Source organism: Bradyrhizobium sp. KB893862 SZCCT0404, from assembly GCF_018130885.1.
Lineage (GTDB): Bacteria > Pseudomonadota > Alphaproteobacteria > Rhizobiales > Xanthobacteraceae > Bradyrhizobium > Bradyrhizobium stylosanthis.
Genome location: NZ_JAFCLT010000001.1, coordinates 927,874 through 941,891, shown reverse-complemented (window position 1 = coordinate 941,891; position 14,018 = coordinate 927,874). Strand labels below are relative to the sequence as shown.

Annotated in this window: 16 protein-coding genes and 1 tRNA gene; 5 read left to right on the top strand and 12 right to left on the bottom strand. The window is 65.0% G+C overall.

Annotated features, from left to right (window positions below; translation table 11 throughout):
* The first annotated feature begins 476 nt into the window (after nucleotides 1–476).
* A complete protein-coding gene (locus JQ617_RS04770; protein WP_027547402.1) occupies nucleotides 477–716 on the top strand; it encodes a hypothetical protein in 240 nt (79 codons plus the stop codon).
* Between the two features lie 134 nt (nucleotides 717–850).
* Here JQ617_RS04770 and JQ617_RS04765 read toward each other — a convergent pair whose 3' ends face one another.
* Entirely contained in the window at nucleotides 851–1,825 is a 975-nt protein-coding gene (locus JQ617_RS04765) for an alpha/beta fold hydrolase (protein WP_212024783.1), read from the bottom strand.
* A 163-nt stretch (nucleotides 1,826–1,988) separates the two neighbouring features.
* On the opposite strand from JQ617_RS04765, the gene JQ617_RS04760 reads away from it, so the two are divergent.
* Both JQ617_RS04760 and JQ617_RS04755 read left to right on the top strand, forming a co-directional pair.
* Nucleotides 1,989–2,573, top strand: coding sequence for a TetR/AcrR family transcriptional regulator (locus JQ617_RS04760; RefSeq protein ID WP_249156633.1), 585 nt, complete (start codon nucleotides 1,989–1,991; stop codon nucleotides 2,571–2,573).
* A gap of 25 nt (nucleotides 2,574–2,598) precedes the next feature.
* Nucleotides 2,599–2,760, top strand: coding sequence for a hypothetical protein (locus JQ617_RS04755; protein WP_212024779.1), 162 nt, complete (start codon nucleotides 2,599–2,601; stop codon nucleotides 2,758–2,760).
* Between the two features lie 111 nt (nucleotides 2,761–2,871).
* Here the strand turns inward: JQ617_RS04755 and JQ617_RS04750 are convergent.
* The 7 genes from JQ617_RS04750 to JQ617_RS04720 form a co-directional block, all read right to left on the bottom strand.
* Nucleotides 2,872–2,949: transfer RNA gene (locus tag JQ617_RS04750), tRNA-Pro, on the bottom strand.
* A 127-nt stretch (nucleotides 2,950–3,076) separates the two neighbouring features.
* A complete protein-coding gene (locus JQ617_RS04745; RefSeq protein ID WP_063683098.1) occupies nucleotides 3,077–3,655 on the bottom strand; it encodes a MerR family transcriptional regulator in 579 nt (192 codons plus the stop codon).
* Between the two features lie 24 nt (nucleotides 3,656–3,679).
* Nucleotides 3,680–4,021 (bottom strand): integration host factor subunit alpha, encoded by a 342-nt coding sequence (locus tag JQ617_RS04740; protein ID WP_027548240.1) that lies wholly within the window; start codon nucleotides 4,019–4,021, stop codon nucleotides 3,680–3,682.
* Between the two features lie 134 nt (nucleotides 4,022–4,155).
* On the bottom strand, nucleotides 4,156–5,136 hold the full coding sequence (locus JQ617_RS04735) for a beta-ketoacyl-ACP synthase III (protein ID WP_212024777.1): 981 nt from the start codon (nucleotides 5,134–5,136) through the stop codon (nucleotides 4,156–4,158).
* Nucleotides 5,133–6,194, bottom strand: coding sequence for a phosphate acyltransferase PlsX (gene plsX, locus JQ617_RS04730; RefSeq protein WP_212024775.1), 1,062 nt, complete (start codon nucleotides 6,192–6,194; stop codon nucleotides 5,133–5,135). Before plsX ends, JQ617_RS04735 begins: the two co-directional genes overlap by 4 nt.
* A 296-nt stretch (nucleotides 6,195–6,490) precedes the next feature.
* A complete protein-coding gene (locus JQ617_RS04725) occupies nucleotides 6,491–7,063 on the bottom strand; it encodes a YceD family protein (RefSeq protein WP_212024773.1) in 573 nt (190 codons plus the stop codon).
* Complete coding sequence (locus JQ617_RS04720) at nucleotides 7,060–7,611, bottom strand: ubiquinol-cytochrome C chaperone family protein (RefSeq protein ID WP_212024771.1); 552 nt, start codon at nucleotides 7,609–7,611, stop codon at nucleotides 7,060–7,062. Before JQ617_RS04720 ends, JQ617_RS04725 begins: the two co-directional genes overlap by 4 nt.
* A gap of 98 nt (nucleotides 7,612–7,709) precedes the next feature.
* On the opposite strand from JQ617_RS04720, the gene JQ617_RS04715 reads away from it, so the two are divergent.
* A complete protein-coding gene (locus JQ617_RS04715; protein WP_212024769.1) occupies nucleotides 7,710–8,198 on the top strand; it encodes an outer membrane protein assembly factor BamE in 489 nt (162 codons plus the stop codon).
* Between the two features lie 129 nt (nucleotides 8,199–8,327).
* Nucleotides 8,328–9,329, top strand: a complete 1,002-nt coding sequence (locus JQ617_RS04710; protein WP_063683092.1) for a Bug family tripartite tricarboxylate transporter substrate binding protein — start codon at nucleotides 8,328–8,330, stop codon at nucleotides 9,327–9,329.
* 40 nt (nucleotides 9,330–9,369) lie between these two features.
* Here JQ617_RS04710 and JQ617_RS04705 read toward each other — a convergent pair whose 3' ends face one another.
* Genes JQ617_RS04705 through JQ617_RS04690 form a run of 4 tightly spaced genes read right to left on the bottom strand, consistent with a single transcriptional unit; the run spans nucleotide 9,370 to nucleotide 13,902 of the window.
* Nucleotides 9,370–9,642 (bottom strand): acyl carrier protein, encoded by a 273-nt coding sequence (locus JQ617_RS04705; protein ID WP_212024767.1) that lies wholly within the window; start codon nucleotides 9,640–9,642, stop codon nucleotides 9,370–9,372.
* Nucleotides 9,639–11,117 carry a hypothetical protein gene (locus JQ617_RS04700; protein ID WP_212024765.1) on the bottom strand — a complete coding sequence of 493 codons (1,479 nt, stop codon included), beginning with the start codon at nucleotides 11,115–11,117 and terminating at the stop codon, nucleotides 9,639–9,641. Before JQ617_RS04700 ends, JQ617_RS04705 begins: the two co-directional genes overlap by 4 nt.
* A 35-nt stretch (nucleotides 11,118–11,152) precedes the next feature.
* Nucleotides 11,153–12,703 carry an amino acid adenylation domain-containing protein gene (locus JQ617_RS04695; protein ID WP_212024763.1) on the bottom strand — a complete coding sequence of 517 codons (1,551 nt, stop codon included), beginning with the start codon at nucleotides 12,701–12,703 and terminating at the stop codon, nucleotides 11,153–11,155.
* Nucleotides 12,700–13,902 carry a class I SAM-dependent methyltransferase gene (locus tag JQ617_RS04690; protein ID WP_249156630.1) on the bottom strand — a complete coding sequence of 401 codons (1,203 nt, stop codon included), beginning with the start codon at nucleotides 13,900–13,902 and terminating at the stop codon, nucleotides 12,700–12,702. Before JQ617_RS04690 ends, JQ617_RS04695 begins: the two co-directional genes overlap by 4 nt.
* Nucleotides 13,903–14,018: the final 116 nt, after the last annotated feature.

Below are 14,018 nucleotides of genomic sequence, written 5' to 3'. Positions count from 1 at the left end.
TATTTCGGCCTGCGGACTATTCGAAAGACTAGAGTGCGGCACGTCGCCGTCGACGATGACGGCATGCGATTCTCGTCCGCGAGCGCGCGGACCTGAGCGAGCATCGCCTCGTCGTCCTGCTTGAACAGAAACTGCACCGGCGCGACCAGTACGGAAGCGCCCTCGCGTATCCCGCGGTCTTGTGGGGGTCCCGCGCGCCCGACTCTTATCCGTATCAAACCGAGCCTATCGACGTGCCAGCCCTGTGAACGGCCTCACAGGCGGAAAGCGGCGCGCCGCTTACAATTGCCCGTCCCTTACCGGGTTCCCGTATTTGTCCGGCTTCGGTTTAGGGGCAATTTTTTTACAATCCGAATCGCCAAATGAGGATGGACGCTGGGTCGAGTCGTCCAGGCCAGCGTGTTGTTTGTGTCACAGGCTCTGGCACTCCGCTTGCATCCTCTTCGTGGTCTGAAACTACCGATGAGGTGACAGGAATGTTCGTGACCGTCGTTGCCGTGCTCTGCCGGCTAGGTGCATCTGCCTCGGGCGCTTGCGTCGAGGAAATCGTGACCGACAGCAACATGACGCCCGAAATGTCGATGATGCAGTGTGCGATCGGAGCACAGGCACCACTGGCGAAATGGATGGGCGAGCATCCGATCTATCACGCCAACTGGCGCCTCGAGCGCTACAAATGCGTGCCGGGTCACTACGAGATCAAGGGCCACGCCTGACGGCCCCGTAAAATTACGTCTATTGAGGAAACGCCCGGGGCAGCCTTCCCCTGTGCGAGCACTGCCAGCGCCAGACCCACCGAGGCTGCGCGCCCTGTGACGTCAGTCACACCTCCCTCCCCCAGCTTTGCCCCCTAAGCTATGGCCTGCATGATCAGCGCACGCGCGCGCCGTCCCTCCGGCGTCGGCATCAGCGCATAATTGTGCGGCTGGTCGCGGAGCAGATGCAGCTCGACCGGCACGCCCACCGCCCTCGCCCGCTCCGCAAGATCGACGCTGTCGGGGTAGAGCAGATCGCGCGTGCCCGAGAAAATCGTCATCGGCGCCAGCGCGCGGAAGGCGCCGTTGAGCGGGCTGACGAAGGGATGGCCGACATCGAGCGCGCCGGCATAGAGCCGTCCCGCCTCGGCGATCCCCGGAATGTCCTGGATCGGATCGCGCGCGGCGATCGCAACCTGCTCCGGGCGGCTGACCGACGCATCGGCCGCGGGCGAGATCAGCATGAGGCGGTGCGGCTGCCGATGGCCGCGATCGCGCAGCCACTGGCACGCCGCGAGCGCGAGGCCTGCACCGGCCGAATTGCCGACCACCGTGACCTTTGCGCTGCCGGCATCCTCGAGCAGCATGCGGAGCAACTCGGCCGTCGCCGGTACGACATCCCTCGCGGTCGTGCGCGGTGCCAGTGGATAGATCGGCACGACGCAGCACACGCGCGCCTTGCGCGTCATTTGTCCGACGAAACGCCAATGCGCCGGCACGATCTCGTTGATGAAGCCGCCGCCGTGCAGGAACATGACGTAGTTGCAGCCCTCATGGCCCGACGACGGCGCGGTGTAATAGACCGGCCATCCGCCCATCTTGGTCAACACCGCTTCGACGCCGCGCCCGAGGCCCGTCGGCTCGAACGAGGCCGGCTCCAGCGCGAGCTTCTGCACATGCGCCTGCACGGCTTCGGCGGATGCGAGCTGCTGCTTGTAGGGGAGCTGCCCGAGCAGCAGGTTGAGAGCGCGGCTCTGCAGACTTGGTGCGGGATCGCGCCGGGCCGATGCACCGAATACGCAACCACCCGGGCAAAACTGCAAGGCCGATACAAGTCTCGCAACGCTCATGGTCAGTTCTCCGCCTGGCTCGGCATCCATATGGCGACGAAGACGCTTGCCGACAGGCCGCCACATGCGGCTATAATGCGAGCATTCGCTCGCTTTTCCTACTCGCATTCGGACCGCAAAGGCCATGGCACGCACGCCGCCGACAAAACCCCGAAAAAATGCCTTGCAGGCGCGATCACGCGCCACCGTCGATGCACTGGTCGAGGCGACTGCTCGCATTCTGGTTCACGAAGGTTTCGAGAAGGCGAGCACCAACCGCATCGCCGAGATCGCCGGCGTCAGCGTCGGCTCGCTCTACCAATACTTCCCGAGCAAGGAAGCGCTCGTCGCTGCCGTGATCGACCGCCACAACGAGGAGATCATGGGCCTCGTCCGCGCAGCGCTCATCGAGGTCGCCGACCTGCCGATCGACAAGGCCGTGCGAAAACTCGTCACCGTCGCGATCGAGGCCCACCGCATCAACCCGAAACTGCATCGCGTGCTCGCCGAGCAGATCCCCCGCACCGGCCAGCTCAAGGAGGTCGAAGCCTTCAACCGCGAGGTCCACACCCTCGTCCGCAGCTACCTCGAAAGCCGCCGCAAGGAGATGCGAAAGGTGGACGTTGATGTCGCGACCTTCATCTGCGTCAGCGCGATCGAATCCGTCGCGCACAACACCGTGCTGAACCAGGCCGAGATGCTGACGGAGAAGACGGTGAAGGTGCTGGTGGACGAGACGACGCGGATGGTGGTGGGGTATTTGAGGTGAGCTTGATGCTCCGCGGGAGCAACCCATGCCTGTACAGGACACCAAGCAGTATTGGCTACTTCGCGATCCCACAGGTCCCCACGATGACAACATAACCCTGTTTTGCCCGACGGCGCAAACCGATTCGGAAAAACATCATTCAACCAATGCCATCGCTACTGTGCATGGGGTTGTTTTCGGCATTTAGTTTTCCCGCCCCCCGAACAAGCCAGGCGCGACTGACCGTCGCGCACGCGTCCCCGGCGGGAGCAGGCCCCACGCCCCCGGTCAATCCACCCGACAGATGCTTTGGAAAAAATGGTCGGAGCGAGAGGATTTGAACCTCCGACCCCTAGTCTCCCAGACTAGTGCGCTAACCGGGCTGCGCCACGCTCCGAACGTCGTTCCATTAGCTAGGATCGGCGCGATGCGCAAGGCGAGGTCACACCATTTTGGTGCCTCGCCTGCATCGGCCGGGAGCCCGCGAGGTGCCCGGAACAGCGGCAAAGCCCGCGAAATGCGCCCTAGCCGTCCTTCAGGGCCTGATCCAGCATCTCGCGGCAAGCGACAAGGTCGGCGAGCACCTTTCCGAGGCGCTCCCGGTCCAGCGCGCTGGGGCCGGCGGGTGCGGCGGGCGTGCCGCCCTTGCGGAAGGTGGTGAGGATCTCCTCGTCGTCGACCTCCGTGAAGCGGAAGTCGATGCCTTCCTCCTCATCGCCCTGGTAGTCGTCATCGTCGGCGTCCGCGATGCCCTTGATGGGACCCTCGTCGTCCGGCTCCATCAGGCTGGCGCCGATGGCGTCCTCGATGGCTCCGAACGAGACCGCGGCCGCGCCGTCGGCGAGGCCCTGCACCGATTTGACGCCGTGCTCCTTCAGGATCCGCTGCACCCCGCGAATGGTGTAGCCCTCCCCGTAGAGGAGGCGGCGGATGCCCTTGAGCAGGTCGACGTCGTCGGGGCGGTAATAGCGGCGGCCGCCGCTGCGCTTCATCGGCTTGATCTGGGAGAACCGGGTCTCCCAGAACCGCAGCACATGCTGCGGAATGTCGAGTTCCTGCGCTACTTCGCTGATGGTTCGGAACGCATCCGGCGCCTTGTCCAAATGCCTGTCCTTATCCGTTGGGCGTTACGCCTCGGGTTGAGCCTTGCTGGCGTCGCCGTTGGTGCGGTGCTGCGAATTGATGCGCTGCTTCAGGATCGCGGACGGCTTGAACACCATGACGCGGCGCGGCGAGATCGGCACCTCGGTGCCGGTCTTCGGGTTGCGGCCGATCCGCTGACCCTTCTTGCGCACCATGAAGGAGCCGAACGAGGACAGCTTCACCGTCTCGCCCTTTTCAAGGCAATCGGTGATCTCCTTCAGCACGAGTTCCACGAACGCCGACGACTCCGTCCGCGACAGCCCCACCTTCTGGTAGACGGCTTCGCAGAGATCGACACGCGTTACGGTTTTACTTTGATCGGTCATCGCCCTGCCCCACATCACGGCGAACAATTGTTGTCTGAAATTATGAGCTTACGATACGGCGGTCAACAGCGCTCATCAATGCAGACGCATCGATAATCGCGACTGATTCCGGCAAAATTTTATCGACTGTGGCGCTACCAGCGCACCAGCGCCGAGCCCCAGGTGAAGCCGCCGCCCATGGCTTCCAGCAGGACCAGGTCGCCTTTCTTGATGCGGCCGTCCTTCCGCGCCACCGACAGCGCCAGCGGAATCGAGGCCGCCGAGGTGTTGCCGTGACGGTCCACCGTCAGCACCACCTTCTCCGGCGCGATGTGCAGCTTGTGGGCGGAGGCGTCGATGATTCGCTTGTTGGCCTGGTGCGGCACGAACCAGTTGATGCTGTCGGCATTGAGCCCGGTCGCCTGGAAGGCATCCACGATCACGTCGGTGATCATGCCGACCGCATGCTTGAAGACCTCGCGGCCCTCCATGCGCAGATGGCCGACGGTCTGGGTCGAGGACGGCCCGCCGTCCACGAACAGCTTGGCCTTGTGGCGGCCGTCGGAGCGCAGATGCGTGGTGACGATGCCGCGATCCGTCGCCGCATTGCCCGGCTGCTCCTGCGCCTCCAGCACCACCGCGCCGGCGCCGTCGCCGAACAGCACGCAGGTGCCGCGGTCGTTCCAGTCGAGGATGCGCGAGAAGGTCTCCGCGCCGATCACCAGCGCGCGCTTGAAGGCGCCGGTGCGCAGGAAATTGTCGGCGGTCGCGAGCGCGAACACGAAGCCCGAGCAAACCGCCTGCAGGTCGAAGGCCGCGCCGTGATTGATGCCGAGCCCGTGCTGCACGGCGACAGCGGTCGCGGGGAAGGTGTTGTCGGGCGTCGAGGTCGCCAGCACGATCAGGTCGATCGATTGCGCATCCAGCCCGGCATCGCTGAGCGCGGCCTGCGCCGCCTTGATGGCGAGGTGCGAGGTGAACTCGCCCTCGGCCGCGATGTGCCGCTCGCGAATGCCGGTGCGCTGGACGATCCACTCGTCGGAGGTGTCGATACGCGCCGCCAATTGGGCGTTGGTCACCACCTGCTCCGGCAGGTAAGAGCCGCAGCCGAGCACGACCGAACGGATTTTCGTCACGAAACAGCCTCCTGCGCGGCCTGCACGGAACTAAGTGCACCACCCTCGCGGTTGAGCATCTGATTGATCTTGTTCAGGAGATCGTAGTGAGCCATCTCATAGCCAACATCGATCGCATAGGCAAAGCCTTCGGCGCTGGTTCCACCGTGGCTCTTGACCACGATCCCGTTCAGCCCGAGCAGCACACCGCCGTTGGACTTGTTGGGATCCATCTTGTCGCGCAGGGCCTGGAAGGCGGGGCGGGCAAAGAGATAGCCAAGCCTGGACAGCCAGCTCCGCTGCAACTCGTTGCGAAGCAACTCGGCCATCTGCCGCGCGGTTCCCTCGGCGGTCTTGAGCGCGATGTTACCGCTGAAACCTTCGGTCACGACGACGTCGGCGGCCCCCTTGCCGATGTCGTCCCCCTCGACGAAGCCGATATAGTCGAGCTCGGGCAGGTTCCGCGCGCGGAGGATCTCGCTGGCTTCGCGGATCTCCTCGTGCCCCTTGACCTCCTCGGTCCCGATGTTGAGCAGGCCGACCGTGGGCCGCTTCTTGTTGAACAGCACGCTCGCCTTGGCCGCGCCCATGACCGCCATCGACACCAGATGATGGGCATCGCCGCCGAGGGTGGCGCCGAGGTCGAGAACAACGGACGAGCCGCGCTTGGTCGGCCAGATCGCGGAGATGGCCGGGCGGTCGATGCTTGGCAGCGTGCGCAGATGGAAGCGCGACATCGCCATCAGCGCGCCGGTATTGCCGGCGGAGACCGCGACATCGGCCTCGCCCTTCTTCACCGCGTCGATGGCAAGCCACATCGAGGACGTCTTGCGGCCGCGCCGCAGCGCCTGACTCGGCTTGTCCGAGCCGCTGACGGCGACGTCGGTATGGACGATCTTGGAGGCGGCCCTGAGCTGGGGATGCCGCTCGAGCTCGGGCTCGATCTTGGCCCGGTCCCCGACCAGCAGGAATTCGGTGTCGCGATGCCTGGCCAGCGAGATGGCGGCGCCGGGAATGACCACGGCGGCGCCGTCGTCGCCACCCATGGCGTCAAGCGCGATGCGAACCTTGCTGGGCATGAAAGTCCTGGAAACCTGGTCTGGTGCGGTCTTGAACGAGCGGGTCCGCAAATGGGTTCGCCATGGACATGGCGACCGGCCAAGCGCCACGCCGCACCCGGACCGGGGCGCGACAATAGCGTTTTGTTATCCCGAAACAACCTCTTGCCCCCAGCCTTTTGCGTTCAGGGCGATCCGGCCGCGAACCGGCGGATTCAGAGGAAATGTATGGAAATCAATCGGATAAACCGGACTTTCAAACCGCCGCCGCAGACACCTCGTGCTCCGCGGCAGCGGTCTTACGGGGGAATCGGCTACTACTCGCCCTTCTTCTTCCCGTCCTGAAGCGCCTTCAGCACCGCGAACGGATGGTCCTCCGGATCGGGGGCGGTGACCTCCGCCTCGAACACGACGCCCGGCTTGCGCGGATAGGGGTCGATTGCCAGGAACAGGGCGTCGGTGGCGAGCCGGCCGAGGTCGATGATGCCGTTGACGATGGCTTCCGGCGGATCGATCACCTCCGGCGGCTCCTTGTCGTCCTGCCCCTCCTCGATCAGGTCGGCCAGGCGCCGCGCCTCGGCCTCGGGCGCGAACGTCAGGTCCACCTCCTCGTCGATCTCGCTCTCGATCGGATCGAGGGTGACGACGCAGGTCTGGCCGACCCGGGCCCGGACCAGCCCCGTGACCTGGACGCGGCCACCGCTCTTCGGGACGACGTCGAAGCTGGCATGGGCCGACAGGATCTCGCGCAGGCCGGCAAGCCCGGCCATGGCCTGCCGCTCGCCGGCCGACGCCTCGAGCTCGCGATGCAGGCCGGCCTCGGGAATCTGGGCCACGATGATGGGGGCCCGCCAGGGATCGGGCTCGGATCCGGTGTTCGGTCGGCTCATGGCGAAATATCCTCGGAAAGTGCCGGGGGAAACTTGAAGGACGCACCCAGCAGCGCGGCCTCGCCGGTCCGGCCGAGATCGGCCTCGGTGGCCACGGCATAGGCCGCGAGCCGCCGGGCCTGCTCCAGGCCGGTCCCGTTCAAGATATTCTTGCAGATCGCCGCCGCCAGCGCCTCAGCCCCGCCCTCCACGGCCTGATCATAGGCCTGCACGCGACCGTAAAAGGCCTCCCCGAACGCCCGCATCCGTTTCGGCACGGTCTGGTCGCCGATTCCCATCTCGCGCAGATTGTCGTCCATGTCCTCGCAGAAGCGGTCGAACAGCGCCTGCGACAGTTCGGTGGCGTGCTGGACCGTGCGCAGGCGGCGCAGGAGCAGCCACAGATGCAGCAGCAACAGGTCGAAACGCCCGTTAACCGTATCCGGCACGCCCAAGTCACGGTAAAATATGGGTTCTCGCGCCTGCGTCACGATCATGCCATAGATGGCTTCAATGGTGCGCGCCGGGGCAAGCCGGGGTTTCCTGAAGTGATTGAACGGCCAAAGCATTGTGGTTTCCGCAAGCGGGCGCGCGCGAGTTGCATTCAGACGCCCAGCCCGGTACTTCAGCGCCTCGCGCGACGCAAGGGGACGGAATCAGTTCCGCTATGACGATAACGAACCAGACCGGCCTGCGCGCGGACAAGCGCCGCGGCCTTCATGCACGCTGGCGCGGCCTGCGCCTGGCTGCCGCTGCGGCCCTCGTCGGCATGGCGCTCGCCGGCTGCACCGGCGAGCAGTTCCAGAAGGGCTACATCCTGCCGCCGGGCGCGCTGGAGCAGATTCCGATCGGCGCGAGCCAGGACCAGGTGCTGATCGTGATGGGCACGCCCTCCACGGTCGCCACCCTCGACGGCGAGGTCTTCTATTACATCTCGCAGCGCTCGGAGCGGATGGTCGCCTTCATGAACCAGAAGGTGGTCGATCAGCGCGTGATCGCGATCTATTTCGACAAGAACCGGCGCGTGCGCCGGCTGGCCAATTACGGTCTGCAGGACGGCAAGATCTTCGACTTCATCAGCCGCACCACGGCGACGTCGGGCCAGGAGATGAATTACCTCACGCCGATCTTCAAGCTGCTCAGCTTTAAAGACTGAGCAGCCACCGCGTTTTCGGGCCTGCGGCGTCGTGCCGCTGTCCGCTCGGGACTTGCCCTCGCCTGCGACTTGCTGTTGCGCGCCGGGTTCCCTACGCTCCCTGCAAAACAAGAAGCAGGGAGTGGATTCGTGCCCAAAAATTTGTTGTCCCGCCGCCGCGTTCTCACCGGTGCCGCCGGCCTCACAGCCGCAGCGATCCTGCCGCGATCGAGTCTCGCGGACTGGAAACCGACCGAGACCGTCCGCGTCATCGTGCCGGCTGCGGCGGGCGGCTCGACCGACGTCATGGGCCGGCTCCTCGCCGCACATCTACAGCCCATTTGGGGCCAGTCTGTCGTCGTGGAAAACCGCTCCGGCGGCGGCGGCACGATCGGCACCGCCGAGGTGGTCCGCGCCAAGCCTGACGGCCACACCATCCTGATCGGCAACCCCGGTCCGAACGCGATCGCCTACAGCATCTTCAAGAATCTGACCTACAAGCCGGACCAGCTCCAGCCGGTCTCCAACATGATCCGGATCCCGAACATCGTCTCGGCGCATCCCAAGACCGGCATCAAGTCGATCGCCGAGCTGATCGCCTATCTGAAGGCCAATCCGGACAAGCTCAGCTACGCCTCCTCCGGCGTCGGCCAGAGCCCTCACCTCACCGGCGCCTGGTTCCTCCAGCTCACCGGGCTGAAGATGACGCACATTCCGTTCCGCGGCGCAGGGCCGGCGCTGCAGGCCGCGCTCGCCGGCGACATCCAGATCCTGTTCGACAATCTCTATCCGAGCCTGCCGCAGGTCCAGAACGGCACGCTCACCGGTCTCTGCGTCACCACCACCGACCGCAGCGATCTCGCGAAAGACCTGCCGACCATGCGCGAGAGCGCGCCGGAGCTTTCGAACTTCGACGTCTCGTCCTGGTTCTCGGTGTTCCTGCCGAAGGGCGTCCAGCCCGCCGTGCTCGAGGCGCTCAATCTCCAGGTCAAGGCGATGCTGGAGCGCGACGACGTGAAGAAGAACATCGCCGCCATGGGCGCCCGCGCCGACTATGGCACCCCGCAGCAGTTCGCCGACTTCGTGGACGCCGAGACGAAGAAGTTCGCCGGCATCATCCAGAAGGAAGGGCTGCAGATGGACGTGCAGTAGCGCTGGGTCGAACCGGCATCCCGCCTTGCGCGAAAGCGCGCTAGGCGGGCTGGGCTGACGGCTGTCCGACCAGCGCCGCAATGGCCGAGATCGAATCGAGGCGCGTCAGGTCGAAACCGATGTCGGCGAAATTGATCCCATAGTCGGTCTCGATGCTCATCACGAGCTCGACGGCGTCGAGTGAATCGAGGCGCCCGCTGGTGAACAGCAGATCGTCGTCATGAAGCGGCGCGCCGTCGCCCTTCATGAGCAGCCGCTGCTCGATGTAGCGGCGCATCTGCGACCTGACTTCAGGGCCGGCTTTCGCGGTCATGTCGTTACTCCCAGGAGATAGAACAGGAATTCACCGCGCTGCAGAAGCGTATGCTCGCGATCCAGCGGCGCATCGAAGACGTGGATGAGGCAGAAGAAGGTCGAAACCCACAGGCACGGCAGCAAGCGGCGGCGCAGCCATCCACGCGAGGCCGGCTGCGGCGCGCGGCGCATCTGCGAGAGCCCCACGCTGACGGCCAGGACGAACGTGTAGAACGCATGCGACTGCTCGCCGACCACGGCCCGCCAAAGGCCCATGTCGCCGACGAAATGAATGTCGCGAATGAAATGGAACAGCAGGTTGCCGACGCACGCCGCCATGAAGGTGGCGAAGAACATGCGAAGCCGGCGATGGCCGCGGAAGCAACGAATGAAGGTCGGGTAGAAGAAGTGATCGACCAGCAGTTCCTTGTAATAGAAGTAGTAGCGATTCCAGAAGTCGGCGAGCGTCGTCGACTCCAGGGGCCGCCAGGTGTTGCGCAGCAGGCGAAATCCGGCGAGCCGCGCCGTCGCGACGATGACGCCGCCGAACACCGTCATGCCCAGCAGGTCTTCCACGAAGAAGCTGACGAGGCTCGCCCATCCGACGAGGCGCGGCAAAGGATGGCCAGCGAGATATTGCAGCAGGTTGTCGTCGAACATCGGAAGCTGCAAACGACCGTGGACGAGCTCGCCGAGGCAAATCTTGACGATCGCCAGCACGAGGATCCAGGCCGCGAGCTTGACACCCTTGAGCTGCGTGACCGCGAGCTCATCCGGTGTCTTGGCCTCGAAGCGTTCGAGATAGGCCAGCCCCTTCCCGAACGGCGTCAGCGACGATCCCCAGAACGGATGAAAGACGCTCAAGCGCTGCCACACCGGGGACCGGTTCTTGCCGGCATCGACCAGACCGTAAGCGAGGAACCAGAGATAGGGCTGCGAGGTCATCAGGAACGACCAGAGCAGGACGCGCGGCATGCCGGCCATCACCGGCGCCTGCGTCAGCGCGAGAAGTGCCAGGAATGCGACGAGGATGCTGAGCGTCGGGCGGCGAAGCGCCGTGCTCGCTGATCCCTGCAAGACCAGCAGGCCCGCGAACAGCGCAAGCACCACCACCAGCGTGACCGCCTCCAGCAGCGGCTGATGGATCCGGTCCGCGACGCCTTCGGTGACGGCCATCCGCTCGAGGAAGGGGCGATCGATCAGGAAGCCGCTCCGGTAAAGCAGCAGCACGGTTGCCAGCAGGATCAGCACACGCCGGTGCCGCCCGACATAAGCGCACGCCACCGCAAGAGCCGCCGCCGAGAAGTCGACACCGATCCGCCAGAACAGCACGGTGAGCAGCACGACCGTGCACCAGAGCAGCAAGCGGCCGCTTGTGCTCTGGACGCCCGCCACGAGGTTCGGGTCGCGGTCGATCTGGGGGATCAACCGCCACGACGGCTTCCCGAGCGAGCCCGTAGCCGTGTAGCCGTAGGACTGGCTTTCGATGCTCATCGGAGAATGCGCGCAAGCGCTGCGGGCCGTCGCATCTACGAGGCCCTCGCGACCGCTTCACCGAGCAGGGACGCCACCGAGCGCCGGTCGGCCTTGCCATTGGCGTTGACGGGAATGTTCTCCAGCCAGACGAACCGGCTCGGCACCATGTAGGCCGGAAGGCGCGCGGCGCAGTGCTGACGCAAATCGCCGTCCGCGGTTTTTGCACCCGAATAGGCGGCGAGGAGCCGGCTTGCGCCAGTGGCATCGTGAAGCACCACGGCAAGCGCACGGGTGATGCCCTCGCAGGCCACCAGCGCGTGGTCGATCTCCTCGAGCTCGACCCGGTAGCCCCGAAGCTTGACCTGGTTGTCGGCACGGCCGCGGAAACGGAGAACACCCGTTTCAGCCTCGGCCTCCACGAGGTCGCCGGTCCGATACAGGATCGACCGATAGCCCTCGATCAGCGGATCCTGACAGAAACGGCGGGCCGTCTCTTGCGGGTTGTTGATGTAGCCGAGCCCCACACACGGGCCGCCCAGCCACAACTCGCCGGCAGTGCCCGCGGCGACCGGCTTCATGTCTTCGTCCAGAATCCGGTAGCTGAAATTGGGATTGAGCTGTCCCAGCGGGGCCAACCCGTCGTCGGTGTCGAAAACGGATCCGACGATCTCGAAGCCGCTGCAGATGCAGCTCGTCTCGGTCGGGCCGTAGCAGTTGATCAGCTTTGCCTTGCCGGCAAACGCGTCGTGGAAGCGGCGCAGCCGGGCCAGCGGAAATCCCTCGCCGCCGAACATGAAACGGCTGACGCTCGGCAGCCATTCGGGGCCCAGCAGATGCATGGAGTCCAGGAACATGAACAGCGTCGGCACGGCGAAGAAGAACGTGCACTGTTGCTTCGTGATCTCCGCCACCAGCTCGGCTGGCGGCCTTCCCTTCAGCGCGTCCAGCGCGACGATCGCCGCTCCGTTCAGCAATGCCGCATAGATGTCGAAGACCGAATTGTCGAAGTAGATCGGATTGACATTGGTCAGGCGGTCTTGCGGTCCAATTCCAAGATCGCTCTTCGCCCACGCGATAAGATGGAGAACCCCTTGATGGGGGATGACCACGCCTTTCGGCTCGCCCGTCGACCCCGAGGTGAACATGACATAGGCCGGATCGACGCCGGTGATCAGGGACGTCAGCGACAGATTGCCGTCGTCGAACTTCGAAACGGTCTCTTGCAGAGCCGCTCTGGCCGCCGCATCGCCGATCACCGTGCGCGGGCCGGATCCCTCGCGCACGCTGACGATCAAGGCGGGCCGGCACCGCTCCAGCATCAGCCGGGCACGCTCCGCCGGAGCTGCGGGATCGAGGAACGCATAAGGCGCCCCGATCTTGATGCAGGCCATGGCAAGCGCATAGGCCTCGACAAACTTCGGCAGTTCGAGGCAGACCACGGCGCCCTTGCCCACGCCCTGCGAGATCAGCCATCGCGCCAACCGGTTTGCCGAGCTGTTGAGCTCCGCGAACGAGCGGCTGTCGCCCTCGCAGATGAGGGCGACGGCATCGGGCGAGGACGCCGCGACCTCTTCGAAGCGCAGCCCGAGATTATAGGCGGTCATATCGATGCCTCCGCCGCTTCACGGCTGCCGGGATCAGCCGGCACGCGCAGCAAGGCGTGCACGATTTCGGCGAAATCCCGTTGGCTGAGCGCGATCACGGCCGCGGGCAATTGCGCATCCGGAAGCTCGGCCCGCAACGCGTTGCCGAGCGCCATGCCGAGATGCTGAAGAAACGCGGCGGCCATCGGGTCGGTGGCCAGCGGCTGACGCTCATCCGCCCAGTGCTTCATGTCCGGCACGAGGCTGTTGTTGTCGGTGCAAGCTGAGATGGCCTGGTGATCGACACGCAGCACCACGTCGTAGCGATAGCGGGTCAGCTCATAGCTTGATCCCTGTTTGAGCAGCACGTCCGCCGCCCCGATCTGCGGGATGGTTTGCGAGATACCCTGAAAATAGCCGGGATCGATCACCAGCTCGCGGTCCTGGGCGATCGACAGGAAGATCTTTCGCTCGAGCGAGGCCTCCGTTGCACCCGGCGCTGCCTTCGCGGCCTGGACCTCACGGTGGAAGGCCGGCAGCAGCTCGAGATTGCGAACATCGCCGACGAAGATGTGACCTCCGGGAGCAACCAGATCGGCGGCGCGTTCCAGGACCGTGTGCAGATATTCGATGCCCGGAAAATATTGCACGACCGAGTTGAGCACCACGGCATCGAACGAGTGCGGCAACAACCCCGTCAGATCCGTGGCTTCCCGCTCCAGAAACTCGACATGCCGAAGCTCGGGCCTCGACTGCGCAAACGCGCGCAAGCGTTGAACGGCGACTGGCGAAAGGTCGGTCCCGCAATACACCTCACACCCGGGCGCAAGCTTCTCGACGAGCAGCCCGACTCCGCATCCGATCTCGAGCACCCGCCTCGCACCGAGCGCGCGAATGCGCTGGATCGTACAGTCCGCCATTTCGGGCTCGGGAATGGGCTTGTTGGTGAAGTTGCTGGTCCAGCCTACGAACGAGGGCGCAAGGCTATCGGCATCATGGCGATAGGCTTGATCGAAGGCGCGGCGCCATTGCGCCACCCTCCGCTCTGTTTCGGCCTGAAGGTGGTTCGCCCCGACGCTCAGCCGGTCCGGATCGACCGCGACGAACGCGATCTCGAACTGGCGGCCGTCATGGCTCCGCTCGAAGCTGAGCACGGCATCCGCCACGTCCGGGTGCGCCATCAGCACGCGCACAACCTCGTTCATCGGCAGCGCAGGCAACGGAACCTCCATTTGCGGCCGGCAGGCGACGATGACCTGAACACGTCGCGAGCGCCTCTCATGGGAACCCGCTCGGGAGCCGCCGATATCCTCTCGTATTTCTAGAGGGCAGCGGG

Coding starts and splice junctions, on each gene's coding strand:
- JQ617_RS04770 (WP_027547402.1), top strand. CDS start 477: ATGTTCGTGACCGTCGTTGCCGTGCTCTGCCGGCTAGGTGCATCTGCC.
- JQ617_RS04765 (WP_212024783.1), bottom strand. CDS start 1,825: ATGAGCGTTGCGAGACTTGTATCGGCCTTGCAGTTTTGCCCGGGTGGT.
- JQ617_RS04755 (WP_212024779.1), top strand. CDS start 2,599: ATGCCTGTACAGGACACCAAGCAGTATTGGCTACTTCGCGATCCCACA.
- JQ617_RS04740 (WP_027548240.1), bottom strand. CDS start 4,021: ATGACCGATCAAAGTAAAACCGTAACGCGTGTCGATCTCTGCGAAGCC.
- plsX (WP_212024775.1), bottom strand. CDS start 6,194: ATGCCCAGCAAGGTTCGCATCGCGCTTGACGCCATGGGTGGCGACGAC.
- JQ617_RS04725 (WP_212024773.1), bottom strand. CDS start 7,063: ATGAGCCGACCGAACACCGGATCCGAGCCCGATCCCTGGCGGGCCCCC.
- JQ617_RS04720 (WP_212024771.1), bottom strand. CDS start 7,611: ATGCTTTGGCCGTTCAATCACTTCAGGAAACCCCGGCTTGCCCCGGCG.
- JQ617_RS04715 (WP_212024769.1), top strand. CDS start 7,710: ATGACGATAACGAACCAGACCGGCCTGCGCGCGGACAAGCGCCGCGGC.
- JQ617_RS04705 (WP_212024767.1), bottom strand. CDS start 9,642: ATGACCGCGAAAGCCGGCCCTGAAGTCAGGTCGCAGATGCGCCGCTAC.
- JQ617_RS04700 (WP_212024765.1), bottom strand. CDS start 11,117: ATGAGCATCGAAAGCCAGTCCTACGGCTACACGGCTACGGGCTCGCTC.
- JQ617_RS04695 (WP_212024763.1), bottom strand. CDS start 12,703: ATGACCGCCTATAATCTCGGGCTGCGCTTCGAAGAGGTCGCGGCGTCC.